Below are 18071 nucleotides of genomic sequence, written 5' to 3'. Positions count from 1 at the left end.
CTCCTTAAGCTTAAAGTTTGTGTCAATTCTACATCGTAAGACTTAGTAATTGGTTAATATTTCTAAAAGGATAATAATAAAATTTTACTATTTTAATTAACTTGGTTAAGCATTTTAATACCAAAATTTAATAATCTACGTAATTAATTTAACAAATTATCTGCGTTGAAAGGATCATTATGAAAAAAATTTTACTAACTTTACCTTTAGCATTTACAATACTATATGCTTATGATATTAAAACATTAGAGCAATCTTGCAATAATTTAGATTATAATGCTTGTAATGACTTAGGTGCTCAATATTATAATCAAAATAATATTACTGAAGCGGAGAAATTTTATAAACTAGCTTGTGACAATAATAATGCTATAGCTTGTTCTAATCTTTCTTATATAAATCAAAACAAATCAAATTTAAAATTAGCGTATGAGTACGCTGAAAAATCTTGCGACAATTTAAATGCTATATCGTGTGCTAGAAGTGGATACTTTTTAGAAAATGGTATAGGTGTTACAAAAAATATTTCAAAAGCTAATGAAAAATATAAAAAAGGATGTGAACTTCAAAATGGGTGGGCTTGTAGAAATTTAGGCTTGTCATATGAATATGCTAAAGGCTTTAAACAAAACTACTCAAATGCTTTAAATTATTATGAATTAGGTTGCAAATATAATGATAAATCAGCTTGTTTAAACGCAGGATATATATACGAAAATTTTAATAATATTGATATGATAAAGACACTAGGATTTTACCTAAAATCTTGTGAATTAGGTGAACCAATAGCATGTCATAACTTAAGCTTAATGCATACTAATAACAAAATACTACCTATAAACCACTCTTCAGCAATATCATTACAATTAAAATCTTGTCAAGCAAATTACGCTCCAGCTTGTAATGAACTAGCAAAGGCTTATGAATTTGGACTTGGTGTTAATATTGATTACAAACTTGCTGTTAATTACTACACAAAAGCTTGTGATGCAAATAATGCTGCTGCGTGTAATAATTTAGGTGTATTAAATACAAAAGGAATAGGGACAAATAAGGACTATGCAAAAGCGATTAAGTTATATACAAAATCTTGTGAATTAAATAATGCATTGGCTTGTAATAACTTAGGTGATTTTTTCTCAAATGGTAAAATTAAAAAGAATCCTAAACAATCAAAAAAATATTATAAAAAATCGTGTAATCTAGGATATAAAGCTGCTTGCAAAAAATAATACATTAGATAGGAATTTCCTATCTAAAAATTTAATTTTCTCTAAAAAATTTCTGAGCTAGTTGATTTGCTTTTTCTTTATCTCGTCCCTTTTTAAAGCTTTTATAAATACCGCTTATATAACTTTCTAAAATAGCTTGAGAATCTATAGGATTTTCATTATTTTCTACTCTTTTATAAATTCCATTTTCATCTAATTCGTAAGCTAACTGATTATCACTTAATTGCAACCTTAAAATTTCAGCAAGTTTTGCATGTAAACTTTCATTTAAAATAGGGGTCATTATTTCTAAACGACGCTCTAAATTTCTTGGCATCATATCAGCACTACTTATATAATATTGAGGTGTAGCATGTTTAAAATAGAAAATTCTAGCATGTTCAAGATATTTTCCAACGATACTAATTACTCTAATATTTTCACTATGACCTTTCATTTTTGGTATAAGACAACAAATTCCACGAACAATTAATTTTATATTAACTCCTTTATTAGATGCTTCATAAAGTGCTTTGATAATATCATCATCTACCAAAGAGTTCATTTTCATAATTATCTCACCGTTTTTTCCAGCTAAACTTTCAGTTTTTATCATTCTTAAAACCTTTTCTTTTATCTGAAAAGGACTCATAGATAAAACTCTTAATTGCTTGTTTTTACAATACCCAGTTAAAATCGTAAAAAATGCTGTAATATCAGTATTTGCTATATCAAAATTTGATGTAAAAAAACTAACATCTGTATATACTTTAGCAGTATTACCATTATAATTTCCTGTCCCTAAATGCGCATAAAATTTAAGACTACCATCATCCATTTGTCTTATAACTTGAGCAATTTTTGCATGAACTTTAAAACCTGCTATTCCATAAACTACATGAGCTCCAGCATTTTCTAATTCCTTAGCCCAATAAAGGTTATTTTCTTCATCAAAACGAGCTTTAAGTTCAACCATAACAGTAACTTGTTTGCCATCATTTGCAGCATCCATTAAGGCTCTAATAATTTGTGAATTTTTTTCAACCCTATAAAGCGTCATTCTAATTGATATTGTACGAGGGTCCTTACTAGCATCTTTAATAAATGATGCTACAGGGTCAAAACTTTCATAAGGCTGATAACATAAAACATCTTGTTTTTCTATTACATCAAAAATACTCATATTTTCATCAAATGGTGGCAAAATTTTAGGTATATAAGATATATGACACAAATGACTTAATTCTTTATTATTTACAATTTGAAGCATTGAGCTGAGTGCTAATGGAGTCCTGTATTCATAAATATCCTTATTAAATACTTTAAGATGTGAGCTTAAAAAATTTTTTAATTCATCACTTGCACCCTGCTCTATTTGAATCCTAACATAAGCACCTTTTCTTCTTAATTTTAAACCTTGTTCAAGTAACATCATAAAATCATCTGCTTCTTCTTCCTCTATGACAATATCAGCATTTCTAGTTACCCTAAAAGCAGCACTTTGTTCAAGCTTATAACCTGGGAATATTTCTTCAATGTGTTCTTTTACAATACTTTCAATAGGGACAAAAAGCCCTGTATCTGCCTCATAAAATCTAGGTAAAACTCTAGGGATTCTAATCATTGCAAATTTATGATGTTTATCAGTATCGCTACTAAGTTTTAAAACTAATGAAAATGAAAGATTATTAAGAGGTGGAAAAGGGTGTGTAGAATCTACTGCTATAGGAACAATCACAGGAACTATGGTACTAAAAAAATATTCCTTTGCCTTGCCCCTTTGATTTCTAGTTAATTCATTATAATTTTTTAAATACACTTTAGCATTTTCTAATTCTTTCATTATAGAAAAATAATAATTTTCCAATGTTTCTTTTTCATGATGTAAATACTCACGAATAGCATTTAACTGCTCTAGTGGTGATATTTCATTAGCTGGGACAACACCAGCTGCAAAAAGTTGCTTTAACCCTGCAACTCTAATCATATAAAACTCATCTAAATTTGTACAATAAATTACAACAAATCTTAATTTTTCTAACAATGGTATATTTTTACTACATTGATTTAATACCCTTGTATTAAATTTAAGCCAAGAAAGTTCCCTATTAAAAAGCAAATCCCTTCTCATTTTAATCTCCACCTATTTTATAAAACCACTCGCTACAACAAAATCATCTTTATAAAAAACTGCTAATTGTCCACTTGCTAATGCAAAAACGCTTTCATCTAAAATTACCTTTTTATTAAATGCATTTAAGGTACAAGATACTTCGGTGGTATTGTAGCGAATTTTTACTTTACATTTTATATTATCAAAATCGCAAAATGAATTTAAATTTGCTAATTCAAACTCATTTACATAAAGCTCATCCTTACTACCTACAATTATTTCATTTTCATTTGGATTTATCTTTATAACATAATGTGGTGTTAATGCACCTTTTACACTAAAGCCTCTCCTTTTACCGATGGTATAATGCATATATCCATCATGCTCTCCTACAATTTCTCCTTTAGTATTTTTTACTAGCCCTTTATTATCAACATTAATATGTTCTCTTAAAACATCAGTGTATGTATTACTAACAAAACAAATCTCACTACTTTCTTTTTGCTCACTAATTGATTTTAAAATTGGTATTTTTAATGCGTTTTCTTTTATGTCTTTTTTAAATTTATCCCCCAAGAAAAACATAACATCTTTTAGACTGTCTTTATCAACATTAGCTAAAAAATATGTTTGGTCTTTACTTAAATCTACAGCCTTTTTTAGCATATTATTTACAATTTGTGCATAATGTCCAGTAGCTAAAATAGCATTTTTACTCTTAGCTAAATCTAATAATGCCCCTAATTTTATAAAACGATTGCATAACGCACATGGATTTGGGGTTTTTCCATCTTTATAAATATTTAAAAATGGTGTAAAAACAAATTCATTAAAACGCTCTTCTAAATTTAAAACTTCATAATCAATACCTAAAAATTCACTGACTTTTCTAACATTTTCAATATTTTTTTCGTGATAATTTGCCTTATTATGAAGTTTCATATAAATCCCATAAACTTCGTGTCCTTGCTCTTTTAGTTTTAACGCAGTATATGAACTATCAACTCCACCACTCATTGCTAAAACTATTTTCATAAAATTTCCTTTCCATCTAAAAACATTTGTTTTACTTCCTTGTTTCTTAAAATTGTCTGTATTAAAATCTGACTTTTATCATATCCAAAATCATCTAATAACATAAAATCAGCACAGGCTCCATATTCTAACGGATTAAATCCATTTAAAAATAAATGTGCATTATCATATGTAGCTGTTTTAAATAAAATATAAGCTATTTTTTCTAAATCAAACTCATTATGTAAAATAATATTAGCCCTTAATTCATCAAAAAAATTAAGACTATCATTAGAGCTAAGCCCATCTGTTCCTAATGATAATTTAATATTGTTTTTCAAAACATTTTTTAAATTTATTTTTTTAGAACCTAAATAACGATTTGACCTAGCACATGTAGTAATAATATGATTATTATTAAAAATACTAAAATCATCTACATAATTACAATGTGTAAAAATAGCTTTTAAATCATAAAAATCTCTTAAAAAATTTCTAGTCAACCTACTAGGGTTAAAGCTTTTTAAATAATTGCTAAATTTATTTTTTTTACCATTTAAATAATTTTTTTCATCAATACTTTCCATAAAATGAGTTGATATTAATAAATCATTGTTTTTGGCATAATTTATAGCAAAATCATAAACCTCATCACATATAGAATATGGGCTATGTAATGATATATTATTTTTTAAATTTGAATAACGATTAAACCTATCACAAAAAAAGTCTATATTTTTTTGTGCCACACTTTTATTAGCACCTAAAATTTCATGAAATATTATGCTTTTGATCTTACTTTTTGAAAGAATTTCAAGCTCTCCTCCAAAACTCGATATCTCACCTAAGTATCCAACCCCACTATGTAACATAATATTTATATTTTTATCAATTTCTTTTTCTAATATTTCTTTATTTATATTCTCACGATTTTTAATAATACTCTCAAGCCATAAAGTAAAATTACCATAATCAAGTCTTGAAGTACAAAATTCTAAATGCGAATGAATATTACAAAAAACCGGACTTAAAATATAATTACCATAGTCTAAAATATTAGCATTTTTATAAATTTTAATAGCTTCATCAAAATCCATTATTCCTATGATTTTATCATCAAAAACTATGACTTTATTATATAAAATATAATCTTTTTTACTAAAATCTAAAATGGCTTTAACTTTAATAATATTAATCATTTTAATCCTTTTTCATATTATTACAAAAAAGGATTAAGTAGTAGTTTTATAAAATAAGTTAATTTAAATTTATAAATTAAATAATCATTGTGCTATTAATTCAACCCTACGATTACGATATCTACCATCTTCAGTATTGTTTGTATCGATAGGTTTTGTATCAGAATAACTTTCAACTTTTATATTATTATTATCTACACCTAGCTTTATTAATTCTTTTTTTACCTCATAAGCTCTTTGTTTTGATATTTGTTTATTTATAGCACTAGAACCAACACTATCAGCATGACCTCTTATAATCGCCTTTAAATCATTACTTATAACATAGTCAGCAAAATCTTCTATACTGTCTTTAAACTCTGGTTTAATAACTATGCTATTATTATCAAATTGTATGCTATATTGATAATTATTAGAAATATTTAGCTCATTTGTAATTTTTTCTAAGGCTTTAATTAATTCACTTTGATTTTTTACATCATAATATTTTCCATTGCCTACAACTAATTGCTCTAATTGTCTTTTAGTACTTTCATCAACAGAATAACCAACTATATAAATGCTAATTGTAGAATTAGGATTATCCCTTACAAATGTTTTGACTGCTTCTAAAGGATTGCCATTACAAGTTTCTTCACCATCACTTAATAAAATCACATTAATATTTGTATCATCATTTGCAACTATATTTGAAGCTTCTAAAATAGCCTTCGCTAAAGGAGTTGAACCACTAGCTCTTATTGAATTTAGTGAATTTATAAGTTTGTTTTTATCAGTTGTAAAATCATTTACAACACTAGTTTGACAAGAATTGCCAAATTTAATTAAAGATGCACTTGTTTTATCAGCCGATAAATTACTAATAATATCTCTTATAACTTCTTTTGCTGAATCAATTCTTGTATTGTTATTATTGCCATAGTCAATAAGATCCATACTGCCAGATGCATCTAACAAAAATAAAGTTTTTTGAAATTTACTTTGTGTAGAATAACTTTTTTGTGTGAAGTTATCGTTTTGCATGTCATTATCGTCTAATCCGTCATCTTGCTGATTTTGTCCTTGCTGTTGTCTTAATTTAGCGTTATTTGGCGTATTATTAGGTGCATCGTAAGTATTAGGTACAGTATAATTATTTTGTTGATAATTAGAATTTAAAGAATTATTATTGCTATTTTGAATAGGTTTTTCTATTATTTTTGGGTCAACTAAAAGCTGTCTTGCCACATCATTTTGTGTAAAATTATAACTACCATAATTTTGGCTACAAGCACTAAGACCAACTAATAATGTTGATAAAAAACATAATTTAATTTTAGTTTTCATAATTTCTCCTTATATTGAAAGGAGAAATTATATAAACAAATATTAAATAAAAGTAAAAAATAATTATAAATTTATTAATAATTATCTTTCTTCTTTATAGAATAAATTATAAATGATATTGCAAACATAACTATAACAGGCACAACCCAGCCTAACATTGCATCATAGAAAGGTAGTTTTAATAAAATAGGACTAACTCCAATTAAATCTAAAATCTTTGTTTCACCAATTGTAAAACCTGATAAATCAAGTGCGTTTAAAATTCCTATAAGAGCTGCTGTATAAACTGTAGCACAATAAACAATTTTGCTACTATCAATTAGATTATTAATTAAAGATAAAATAATTAAAACAATAGCTATTGGATATATTGCAATTAAAACTGGGACACTAAATTTAAGAATTTGAGTTAAGCCATAATTTGCAATAATTAAACTAATTACAACCCATAATATTACCCAAGTTTTATATTTAATTTTAGTAACACTTGAAAAATACACACTTGTTGAATTTATTAGTCCTATTGTAGTCGTAATACAAGCAAGTAATGCAGTAAATCCTAAAATAATCCTTCCAAAATGTCCGAATAAATCATTACTAATACTAGATAACAAAACAGCACCATTTTCAGCTGAAAATGTATTTCCGTAGATATAACCTAAATAACCTAATAAAATATAAACAATCATTAAAATAACACCAGCAAATAATCCAGCCTTAACAGTAATTACTGATAATTTCTTTTCATCATTAATTCCATAAGTTTTAAGTGCTGCAACAACACTAATACCAAAAACTAAAGCCGCTAAAGCATCCATTGTTTGATAGCCTTCTACGAATGCGGTTGCAACTGCATGTTTTGTATATCTTTCACTAGCACTTGCTATGTTTACATCTGTAACAAATAAAGCTGTGATAAAAAATACTGCAATTAAAGTTAATAAAATAGGTGTTAAATATCTTCCTAATGTATTTAAAACCTTACTAGGGTTTATACAAACATAATAATTTAATGCAAAATAAATACAACTATAAATAAACAATTTTCCATCAATTACGCCAAATTTAAAATCTAAATTTTCTACATAAGGTGCAATCATAATCTCATAAGGCATATTACTTGCTCTAGGGATTGCAAGTGCTGGTCCTATTGATATATAAATCGCTGCGACAAAAATTAAAGCAAATAATGGCGATACCCTGCTTGATAAATCTTTTAATGTTCCAGCTCTAGCAACTGCTGCAACTCCTAAAACCGGTAAAACAACGCCAGTAGCACAAAAAAATAAAATAGCTACATAAAAATTTTCACCAGCTTCCTTTCCTAACATTGGTGGCAAAATAAAGTTACCTGCACCAAAAAACATAGCAAATAGCATTAAAGCTACAACAAAAAATTCTTTTCTAGTAAAATTACTCATATTTCTCCTTTAAAATAAATTTCATAATAATGTTCTTACTCCTTTTGTATTTGGCTCACTCAAAATCCCTTGTTTTTCACATTGCTCTATAATATTAGCTGCTCTGTTATATCCTATATTCAGCTGCCTTTGTATGTATGAGATACTTGTTTTATTGCTCTCTCTCATAATTCTTACTGCTTCTTCAAATTTTTCATCTAAAGCATCATTATTATCAACCACATAAGTATTAGTTATACTACTATCTTGTAAAATACTTTCATCATAAGATACTTTTTCTTGGCTTTTTAAATGTTCTACTACTTTAATAATTTCATCTTCACTAGCAAATGGTGCGTGAAGTCTTACGATTGAACTTACTCCAGGGGGTGTAAATAAACTATCACCACGCCCAAGCAAACTCTCAGCACCTTTAGTGTCTAAAATAACCTTACTATCAGTTTGAGTACTAACTTTATAGCTCAGGCGACTTGGTAAATTTGCTTTAATTAAACCTGTAATTACATCAACACTTGGGCGTTGCGTTGCTACTATTAGATGAATTCCAGCTGCTCTTGCCATTTGTGCAAGTCTTGCTATATAAACTTCAACTTCTTTTCCACCAGTCATCATCAAATCAGCTAACTCATCAATAATAATAACAATATAAGCTAGTGGTTCTAATCCTAATTTAGGTGCTTTTTCATTAAAATTATCTATATTTTTTGTATGAACATTTGACATTAATTCATAACGCCTTTCCATCTCTAAAACCATATTTTTTAAAGCTATAGTTGCTTTTTCTGGTCTTGTTATAACTGGGGTTAATAAATGTGGAATTTCATTATACATTGAAAATTCAAGCATCTTAGGGTCTATCATTAACAACCTTAAAGTTCTTGGCGTATTTTTATATAGCAAACTTAAAATCATAGCATTTATTCCAACGCTCTTTCCACTTCCTGTGGTTCCTGCTATTAGTAAATGCGGTAACTTTTTTAAATCCGTAATAAATGTATTACCAACTATATCTTTACCTAATGCTATCGTTAACTTGCTTTTACTTTTAATAAATAAATTATCTTCAAACATAGTTCTTATATTTATTGTTTGAGATGTTTTATTTGGAATTTCAATTCCTACTACATCCTTTCCTGGAATTGGTGCTTGGATTCTAATACTTGTAGCTTTAAGTGCCATAGCTAAGTCATCTGAAAGACTTGAAATTTTACTAAGCTTAACATCAGCTGCTGGTTTAAACTCAAATGTAGTAACAACCGGACCCCAATAAGTTTTAACAACATCTCCATCTATTTTAAAATGTTTTAGTTTTGCTAAAAGTTCATTAATCTTTTCATCTAATTCATCTTCATCAATTATAATCTCTTTATTTTCAGGTATATCTAATAATTCTACATTAGGTAATTCAAAATCTTTTGGAATTTCAACAGTTCCTAACTCTAATTCGCTTAAAATTGCCTTGTTTTCTTCAAGTTCGCTTAAAATTTCAATTTTTTTACCTGCCTTAGGGACAAAACTTTGATGCTCTAATTCTTCTATAATCACGCTTTCTTCATTATTGTCTATTTCAGCATTTAAATTTATTATATCTTCATCTTGATTTGTATTTTCAACATTATAATTTATAGTTTCCTTTTCTAAAAATAAAGGCTCTAATTCCTTTTCTATTGTTTCAACATCATTAATATTATTTACTCTAACAAATTGTATATCACCTAAATCTTTTAATATTTCCTTATCATTATCAATATTTATAGTTTTTTTTGTTTCGTATACAACATCATCTTTTATATCAATTTTTTTATTAAATTTAATATTTTTTTCATTATTTAAAATAGTATTTTTATTATTAAATTTGATATTCTTAATATTACATATATAAGAAAAATTTAAATATAACAAAACACAAAGTATTAAAACTATAAAAAATAACTTTAATATTCCTAATAAATTTAAAATACCTAAATCTATAATTGAACTTAATAAAATACCAAATAAAAAACATACTAAAAACATATTGATTGAAAATTTATAAACATATCTAAAATCATTTTTTAAATATAAAAAATTAGCTAAAAATAATAATAAAAATAAATAAGATAAATCACCTATCATATATTTTAAAAACTTAGCAAAATAAAAACTAAGCAATAAAAATCCGGTAGATTCCTTTAAAAATAATCCTATAGAAAAATAAAAAATTAAAAATGAACTAAATATAAATATAATCTCTTTTTTCATCTCTTAGTCTTTAATCCTATGTAAAATATTTAATAATACCTTTATTATAAAAAAATAATATATTTTTTTTAATTTTTTTATAGTTTTTTCAAAAAAATGTAACTTTTTGTATTTAAATTATTCTTTAATAAATTCTAAAATTTCATCAATCGTATTCGCAATTTTAAATATATCCAAAGAATCGCTTGATATAGCTTTATGTTCTAATAATACATTTTTAAAAAAATCTACTAAAGAAGAATAAAATTTTTCATCAAATAAGATTATTTTATATTTTTTTAAATTTGTTTGTGTTAGTGTTAATACTTCAAAAAATTCATCAAGTGTACCGTAACCACCTGGAAAAATCACAATTATTTCACTTTCCATAAGAGCTTTTTTTCTAAGAGACAAATCATCATAAATATATGTTTTAGTACAAAATTTATTAGGCACTTGTTCAAATGGCAACTTTATATTAATCCCTATACTTTCAACACCACCAATCTCATAAGCACCTTTATTAGCTGCCATCATAATCCCAGGGCCACCTCCTGTTACGATAGAATATCCATTTTTAGCTAAAATTTTCCCTAATTCATAAGCTTTTTTACAATAAATATTGTCATCTTCAAATCTTGCCGAACCAAAAATAGTAATATTTTTTTTCATTTAATATAATCTAACCTCTCTTTTTTATTGATAATTTCTATAATTTTTATACCAAATACTCCATTAACCACAACAAATTTTCCCTTAGCAAAAAGTTTGTCATGTACAAAAATTTCTAATGGTTCATCAACTTTTTGTTCTAATTGCATTATATAACCTAAATTTAGATTAAATACTTCTTTTAATGGTATTTTGCAACCCCCAACCTTAACTCTTAATGGCAACTTCATATTCATAAATGTATCTAAAGTTTTATTATTATAAGTATCAATTTTTTCATTTTGTATCATACTATCATTTATAGAATATAAATTTTTATATGCTTCAAAATCAATAGCTAAATCAATTTTATCAACTAATTTATTACAATAAACATAATAAGAAAACAACAAGTAGAATTTATTAAAATCAGGATAAGTATTTAAAATTTCAAAGGAATTTAAATTATAATCATTGTATTTATTATTATTTAAAATATTTAAAAATTTTCTAAAAATATCATTTAATATATCTTTACCAGTTAATAAATCAATATTATTTAATTCACTTATATTTTCTTTATCATATATTAAATAATTTAAAACCAAAGATATTATTTTTGAACCTATTAAAATAGAAAAATTCATATTTTTATAGCTAAAATTAGCCATAAGAAATGAATTATTTAAAATATTTTTATCTTTTTCTGATTTTTTAATTGATAATTCTTTATCACTTAATTGCTTTAATACAATTTCACAAGCTTTTAAAAAAGAATCTAAAAAACTATTTGTCATATATACCCTTGTGTTTTAATATTTTTAAATTTATGTCTTGTTTGATAATATTATCATATACATTATTTATTTTTACTTTTTTAAAACCATTATCCTCAAAAGTATTACCATTAAAAATATTTTTATTTTCTAGACTAACAACAACTTCATCAGTATTTTTAAAAAAAACAATATCATCGCATTCTAATTCTAAAAAATCACAAATAGATATTTTTTGTGGTTGTAAATTAACTTCACAATTTAAATTTAAATTAAATGCTATATTTTTATCAATATTATTATTTAATACATTTTTTATAATATCACATGGATAACATAAATTAATCATATTTGTAAAATTATTACCACAAACTTGCATTGACACAACTAAAAATTCTTTATCATCATCTATGTCTTTAATATTTTTAGTAGAATTTTGTGTATCACATACAACAATACTTTGTAAATTTAAAATATATTTTAAATTTTCTAAAATAATTTTTAATATTAAATTTAACAAATTTAATTCAATTTGAGTAAAATTCTTATTATTACCCAAATTTATACTATTTCCACCCATCATTTTATCAATAAAATTAAAAATTAAATTAGAATTAATTTCTAAAATACATTTTTCATTAAATGAATTTATCAAAAATGTATTATAACTAGTAGGATTAAAAACACTTGAAACAAAATTATCATATTGAGATATTTCTATATTAATTAAATTTATTGTTATTTTATCATCAAGCAATAATGATAATTCTTTACTAATATTTTTAATAAATTTATTATGGGTATTATATAAAATATTTATTTGCGATTTATCTAAAACTTTAATATTATCTAAATGATATTTAAATATTTCATACTCATCACTAATCTCATCAATATTTGAAAAAGTATCAAAGTTTAACAAAGCATTTATTTCATCAGTACTCAATAAATTATTCATATATTGCCTTAAAAAACAATTTAAAATATGATATTAAATGTTTTCATATTTATTTAATAACTCTTCTTTAATATCTTTTATTGTTAATTTTATTTTTTCTTCCTTAATTTTAAATTCATTAAAAATATTTTCATCTAATATTTTATTAGATTTTATTTTTTTAGTTTCCTGCTTATCAAAATAAATAAAAATTATTATCATAATATAACTAAAAATATAAAAAATATACATAAACAATAAAGTAAAAATTAATATTAAAATAATATTGTTAAATTTCACAATACCAGCAACTAATCCTATGAAAAAACCACATAATATAGCTATCAATACTATAAATTTATCATTTTTCATATCTTATCCATCATTTTTATAAAAAAACTTTTAATAGTTTTAGATTTAGATTCTTTTAATTTTTCTTTTTCTAATTTTGCTAATAAATTATTAACTGCCTTTTTTAAATTATTTGTATCCTTAGAATATGCTTGTGAAAATAATTTTCTATTTTTAATATAATCAACAACATTTAAAGAGCTATCTATATGTCCTAAAAATGTTAAATTTATATCAGGTGATATATTTGCTTTTGCTACTTTATTTATATTATTAAATAAATTTAAAGCCTCTCTTTCATTTTTTACCATATTAAATATCATCAAAAATGACTTACTTATACTAAAACTAGCTTTTATAGTAGCATAAGCATCAGTAATAGCAGCTGGATCTGCCGTAGTTACAACTATTATTTCATCACATAATGATAAAAAATGAAGTGTGGTGCCACCTATACCAGCTCCTGTATCAATAATTAAAAAATCTAAATCATCAAGCAAATTAGAATCATCTAAAAATGCATCAAAATAATTAGACTTATTATATTCAAATATCTCTTCACCACTATCACCTGGGATTAGTTTTAAATTCGGTTTTATTTCCACAATAATATCTGCTAATTTACATTCACCTTTTAATACATGTAATAAATTTTTTTCAACATTAACACCCAAAATAACATCTAAATTCGCTAATCCTATATCAGCATCAAATAATCCGACTTTATATCCACTACAAGATAACAAATTTGCCATATTTGCACTTATTGTGCTTTTTCCAACACCACCCTTTCCACTAGTAACCGCAATAAACTTAGTATTTTTACGATTTTTTATACTTTCATTTTTCATTAATTCTTTTAATTTATCAGCTTGAGTTTGCATTATTATCCTTTAAACCCATTTAAAATACAATCTGTTAAATAATCACTATTAGCAATCACTATATCATCTGGGACATTTTGCCCAATAGAAAAAAAAGACAATGGTTTTTTAGTATTAAATACCAACGAAAAAACATTGCCAAAAGTTTTTGTTTCATCAAATTTTGTAAAAATAAAATTATCTATATTTAAAACATCAAATGCTTTAAAAATTTCATACAAGTCATCATACTTCATACCAGCACTTAAAACTAAACTAACATTAATATTAAATTTAGTATTTAGTAAATAACTTTCTAGCTTTTCTAATTTAATTTTATCGTTTTGTGAGTTACCTGTAGAATCTATTAAAATAATGTCATATTCGCTTAAAATTTCAATACTATTTTGCAATTCATTACTATTATTAGCATATCTTATAGGTAATTTCATTATATTTACATATTCATCTAATTGACTTCTAGCACCTAATCTAAAATTATCAAGATTTATAACAGCTGTTTTATATCTATTATTATAAGCATATCTATGTGCTAATTTAGCTAATGTGGTAGTTTTACCAACTCCAGTTGGACCTACTAGCATTATTATTTTTTGACTTTTAGACTCCAAAATATCTTTACAAGTTATCATATTTTTAAGTAGAGTTTTAAAATATACACTAATAGCTTCTTTGTTATTTAAAAATTCTTTAGGCATATTTTTAAAAGTTGAAACCATTATTTCCTCTAAATGACTTTGCAACATACCGCTTGTTTTAGCTTTTTCATAAATAAATGTAAATTCAGGTGGAATATCTAAATTATTTCTATAAGGTGCTAATTCTTTCCAACGCATATTCATTAAATAATCAATCTTGCTATTAATATTATTTAATAAATTATCATCATTTGCCTTAAAATTAATTTTATTATCACTTACATCGCTCTTATCTTTACAATCATCAAAACAAACAAAAATTTTAATTATACCAACACTATCGAGTGTGCGTTTTTTTACCTGCTCTATTTTTATGATTTTTGCATCTTCACCATAAATATTTCTAACATAGGCTAAATAATTTTTATTTTCCTCTACTTGAAAACTATCATATCTAATAGCCATAAATTTCCCTACATAACACCTAAAATTACATTGATACTTATTCTATCATAAGCTCCCACATGTGGTAAAATTAACCTTTTATCATTATATGTTTTTGAACTAAAAAAAACAATATCTAAATCAAGAGTTCTAGGTGCATTTTTAAAACTTCTTTTACGCTTAAAAATATTTTCATAATGCTGTAAAACTTTTAAAAGTTCTCTTACATGAACGCTAGTCTTTAAAAACATTAAAGCATTAGTAAAATCTTTTTGCTCTTTATAGCCAAAAGCTTCATTTATTAATAAAGGAGAACTTTGTGTAACAAATATTCTCCTATCACATAAAATCTTTCTAAATAATTTTACATATCGCTCACATTCAGGCTCTATATTAGAACCAAGGGATATTAAAGCTTCATATTTATATTTTCTATTTGTTTTTTTAAAATAAGGATAAAATTTAATCCTTTTAAAATATTTAGCTTCAAAAACCTTTATATTGCTCATTAAGCATTATTTTCTGCTGCTTTTCTAGCCTCTTCTTGAGCTGCTATAAATACGCGTTGTTGTTGCACCATCTGAATAGCACTAAGTAAAGCTAAATGATAACCAAATGGTCCAAAACCACTTATAGTACCAGCACACACAGGGCTTAATAAACTTTTGCGTCTATAATCTTCTCTAGCGTAAATATTGCTAATATGAATTTCAATTACAGGCATACCACAAGCAGCAATAGCATCAGCAATCGCAATAGAGGTATGAGTATACCCACCTGCATTTAATATTATTGCATCGCAAGTTCCAACACACTCTTGGATTTTATCAATTATTTCGCCTTCATAATTGCTTTGATAAAACTCTATATCAACATTACTTTCCTTAGCAGCTAAACTCATTTGTTCATGTATTTGAGCCATAGTCATAGTTCCGTAAATTCTAGGGTCTCTTTGACCAAGCATATTTAAATTTGGTCCTTGAATTACCATAATTTTCATTTTATATCCTTTAAAATAATTTTATGGTTTATTATAAGTTTTAAATTTTAATATAGGTTACTTGAGAATATTAAAGAATAAATTTAATTAAGATTTGAAATGTCATTTAAAATTATTTATAAATTATTAAAATTTAAAATAAAAAACTTAAAAATCAAATATTTTCAAAATTTAAGCTAAATTTAAAATAAGGGGGGGGTAAAATACTCTTTTTTAATTTTTTTAAGGAGTTTTTATGTCTTACGTAGAACAAGTTTTAGGCACAAATGAAAGCGTTGTTTTAAAAGCCAAAGTTAGTGTTTTTGCTTTTATAGGTGATTTATTTGCTATTTTAGTTTTAGCAATTTTAAGTATTGCTATTCATCCTTTTATTGCTATATTTATCATCTTTCTTTTACTTCGTATGTTCGTTATCATTACAACAACAGAACTTGCTTTAACAAATAGAAAAGTTATAGCTAAATTTGGCTTTATTAGAAGAGATACAATAGAGCTAAGATTAGAAAAAATAGAAAGTATCAGAGTTGGTCAAGGAATTCTTGGTAGGATTTTTAATTTTGGCACAATATTTATAAATGGTGCTGGTTCTTCTGCACCTGTTCCTTTTATTGGTGAACCAATAAAATTCAAAAAAAGTGTAGATGAATATATAGAAAATAAATTATCAAAATAAAGCAAGCTTTAAAAACTTAAATTATGATTTAAATAATAATTTAAGTTTTGTTAATTAAAAATATCTCATAAAATTACATTAACATATCAAACCTGTAAAAACACTTTAACTAAATAAAGTCCATACAATTAAAAACATAAATAATCTTTCTATAATTACAAAGATATTTTTGAAGCTATTTTTAGCGTATTATAAATTTCAATTACTACCTTCAACAGGTTTAAAAGTTTTTATCTTCGTATTTATATATAACAAAATTGTATCTATTTTTATGTTTAGTTTTAAATTTAGTGGTTTTAATATCTATTATTAGAGTTATTTTATTTTTTGAAAAATAAACAATATTAAAATATAATAACTTTTATAAAAATTATCATATTTTAATATTACTGTCACTATTAAAAAATTTATGGCAACCATCAAATAAAGTAAGGAGATTTATACCTAAAAACGCCTTTAAACTAAAACTATGTCACAATTAAAGCATTTCGTAAATTTATTAAATAGACTTATTTTTATAAGTCTATTTATTAAATATCTTCTCCATGTTTTCTTAATTCGTTTACTAATTGCTCTCTTGCTTTAGCTCTAGCATAATCAATTTGTTTTTTAGTTAGATTAGGGTTTCTTCTTAGTAGTTCAGCAACTCCTGCATCAAGTTGTTGATCTATCCATTTATTAATTGCTTTTTTACTAGCTTTTTTCTTAGTAGGTTCTTTAGGTTTATCTTCTTTTATAGGTGCATCAGGTGCATCAAAAGGTCCAAGAAATACTTCAAAAATGATCATAAGTACTAAACCTATTACTGCCGCATACAAACCCCATTTAGCTATCCAAAATGCTCCCCACATAAGTAAAATTCCAGGTAATGTTGTTATAACTGCGTATAAGGCAAAAAGTCCTGCAAACATAATATATCCTTTCTTAATTAGAAATTATAAATACAATTTTATCAAATATATCTATAATTTTATTTTTTAATTTTTATTTTTTAATTTTTCCATTTGTTAGCCCTAAAACAAGTTATCTTTTATATATTTTTTAGATAATATTGTCTAATTTATTTTAATTTGCTTTATTTCTAAGCTTTTTTATAATATATATCATAATTGATGTTGCTACAAATGTTATTGCAAAAGCAATTATGTAAGATATACAGTATTTATCCGTTGCTCCAAAAAATCTAGCTATATCATACATATCTAAACGATAA

Annotated in this window: 17 protein-coding genes; 2 read left to right on the top strand and 15 right to left on the bottom strand. The window is 24.8% G+C overall.

Going from position 1 to position 18071, the window contains the following annotated elements:
- Nucleotides 1-179: 179 nt before the first annotated feature.
- Nucleotides 180-1232: a tetratricopeptide repeat protein gene (locus NY022_RS08070; protein ID WP_267525124.1), complete on the top strand. Its 1053-nt coding sequence runs from the start codon at nucleotides 180-182 to the stop codon at nucleotides 1230-1232.
- Nucleotides 1233-1263: 31 nt separating this feature from the next.
- On the opposite strand, the gene NY022_RS08065 is transcribed toward NY022_RS08070, so the two are convergent.
- The 14 genes from NY022_RS08065 to aroQ form a co-directional block, all read right to left on the bottom strand.
- The gene (locus NY022_RS08065; RefSeq protein WP_420707989.1) at nucleotides 1264-3348 is read right to left on the bottom strand and encodes an RNA degradosome polyphosphate kinase; all 2085 of its coding nucleotides are present in this window, start codon (nucleotides 3346-3348) and stop codon (nucleotides 1264-1266) included.
- 6 nt (nucleotides 3349-3354) lie between these two features.
- Nucleotides 3355-4359, bottom strand: coding sequence for a tRNA 2-thiouridine(34) synthase MnmA (gene mnmA, locus NY022_RS08060; RefSeq protein WP_267525121.1), 1005 nt, complete (start codon nucleotides 4357-4359; stop codon nucleotides 3355-3357).
- Nucleotides 4356-5537, bottom strand: coding sequence for an aminofutalosine deaminase family hydrolase (gene mqnF / locus NY022_RS08055; RefSeq protein WP_267525120.1), 1182 nt, complete (start codon nucleotides 5535-5537; stop codon nucleotides 4356-4358). The genes mnmA and mqnF overlap by 4 nt, the downstream gene beginning before the upstream one ends.
- 84 nt (nucleotides 5538-5621) lie before the next feature.
- Entirely contained in the window at nucleotides 5622-6863 is a 1242-nt protein-coding gene (locus NY022_RS08050; RefSeq protein ID WP_267525118.1) for an OmpA family protein, read from the bottom strand.
- A gap of 74 nt (nucleotides 6864-6937) precedes the next feature.
- On the bottom strand, nucleotides 6938-8284 hold the full coding sequence (gene brnQ, locus NY022_RS08045) for a branched-chain amino acid transport system II carrier protein (protein WP_267525116.1): 1347 nt from the start codon (nucleotides 8282-8284) through the stop codon (nucleotides 6938-6940).
- A gap of 21 nt (nucleotides 8285-8305) precedes the next feature.
- Nucleotides 8306-10525, bottom strand: coding sequence for a DNA translocase FtsK (locus tag NY022_RS08040; protein ID WP_267525113.1), 2220 nt, complete (start codon nucleotides 10523-10525; stop codon nucleotides 8306-8308).
- A 117-nt stretch (nucleotides 10526-10642) separates the two neighbouring features.
- Nucleotides 10643-11176 carry a TIGR00730 family Rossman fold protein gene (locus NY022_RS08035; protein WP_267525111.1) on the bottom strand — a complete coding sequence of 178 codons (534 nt, stop codon included), beginning with the start codon at nucleotides 11174-11176 and terminating at the stop codon, nucleotides 10643-10645.
- Nucleotides 11173-11952, bottom strand: a complete 780-nt coding sequence (locus NY022_RS08030) for a FliM/FliN family flagellar motor switch protein (protein WP_267525109.1) — start codon at nucleotides 11950-11952, stop codon at nucleotides 11173-11175. The genes NY022_RS08035 and NY022_RS08030 overlap by 4 nt, the downstream gene beginning before the upstream one ends.
- Complete coding sequence (locus NY022_RS08025; RefSeq protein WP_267525107.1) at nucleotides 11942-12889, bottom strand: hypothetical protein; 948 nt, start codon at nucleotides 12887-12889, stop codon at nucleotides 11942-11944. The genes NY022_RS08030 and NY022_RS08025 overlap by 11 nt, the downstream gene beginning before the upstream one ends.
- A gap of 33 nt (nucleotides 12890-12922) precedes the next feature.
- On the bottom strand, nucleotides 12923-13240 hold the full coding sequence (locus NY022_RS08020) for a hypothetical protein (RefSeq protein ID WP_267525106.1): 318 nt from the start codon (nucleotides 13238-13240) through the stop codon (nucleotides 12923-12925).
- Nucleotides 13237-14103 (bottom strand): P-loop NTPase, encoded by an 867-nt coding sequence (locus tag NY022_RS08015; protein WP_267525104.1) that lies wholly within the window; start codon nucleotides 14101-14103, stop codon nucleotides 13237-13239. Before NY022_RS08015 ends, NY022_RS08020 begins: the two co-directional genes overlap by 4 nt.
- A gap of 2 nt (nucleotides 14104-14105) precedes the next feature.
- A complete protein-coding gene (locus tag NY022_RS08010; protein WP_267525102.1) occupies nucleotides 14106-15206 on the bottom strand; it encodes a DEAD/DEAH box helicase family protein in 1101 nt (366 codons plus the stop codon).
- Nucleotides 15207-15214: 8 nt separating this feature from the next.
- Nucleotides 15215-15694 (bottom strand): 2-amino-4-hydroxy-6-hydroxymethyldihydropteridine diphosphokinase, encoded by a 480-nt coding sequence (gene folK / locus NY022_RS08005; protein WP_267525100.1) that lies wholly within the window; start codon nucleotides 15692-15694, stop codon nucleotides 15215-15217.
- The gene (gene aroQ, locus NY022_RS08000) at nucleotides 15694-16185 is read right to left on the bottom strand and encodes a type II 3-dehydroquinate dehydratase (RefSeq protein ID WP_267525099.1); all 492 of its coding nucleotides are present in this window, start codon (nucleotides 16183-16185) and stop codon (nucleotides 15694-15696) included. The genes folK and aroQ overlap by 1 nt, the downstream gene beginning before the upstream one ends.
- A 235-nt stretch (nucleotides 16186-16420) precedes the next feature.
- On the opposite strand from aroQ, the gene NY022_RS07995 reads away from it, so the two are divergent.
- Entirely contained in the window at nucleotides 16421-16858 is a 438-nt protein-coding gene (locus NY022_RS07995) for a PH domain-containing protein (RefSeq protein ID WP_267525097.1), read from the top strand.
- Between the two features lie 530 nt (nucleotides 16859-17388).
- Here the strand turns inward: NY022_RS07995 and NY022_RS07990 are convergent.
- Entirely contained in the window at nucleotides 17389-17769 is a 381-nt protein-coding gene (locus NY022_RS07990) for a hypothetical protein (RefSeq protein WP_267525095.1), read from the bottom strand.
- Nucleotides 17770-18071: the final 302 nt, after the last annotated feature.

It is taken from the genome of Campylobacter sp. MG1 (genome assembly GCF_026616895.1).
Taxonomy (GTDB): Bacteria; Campylobacterota; Campylobacteria; order Campylobacterales; family Campylobacteraceae; genus Campylobacter_E.
The sequence above is the reverse complement of the archived record's forward strand: the minus strand, read 5'-3'. Positions and strand labels throughout refer to the sequence as shown.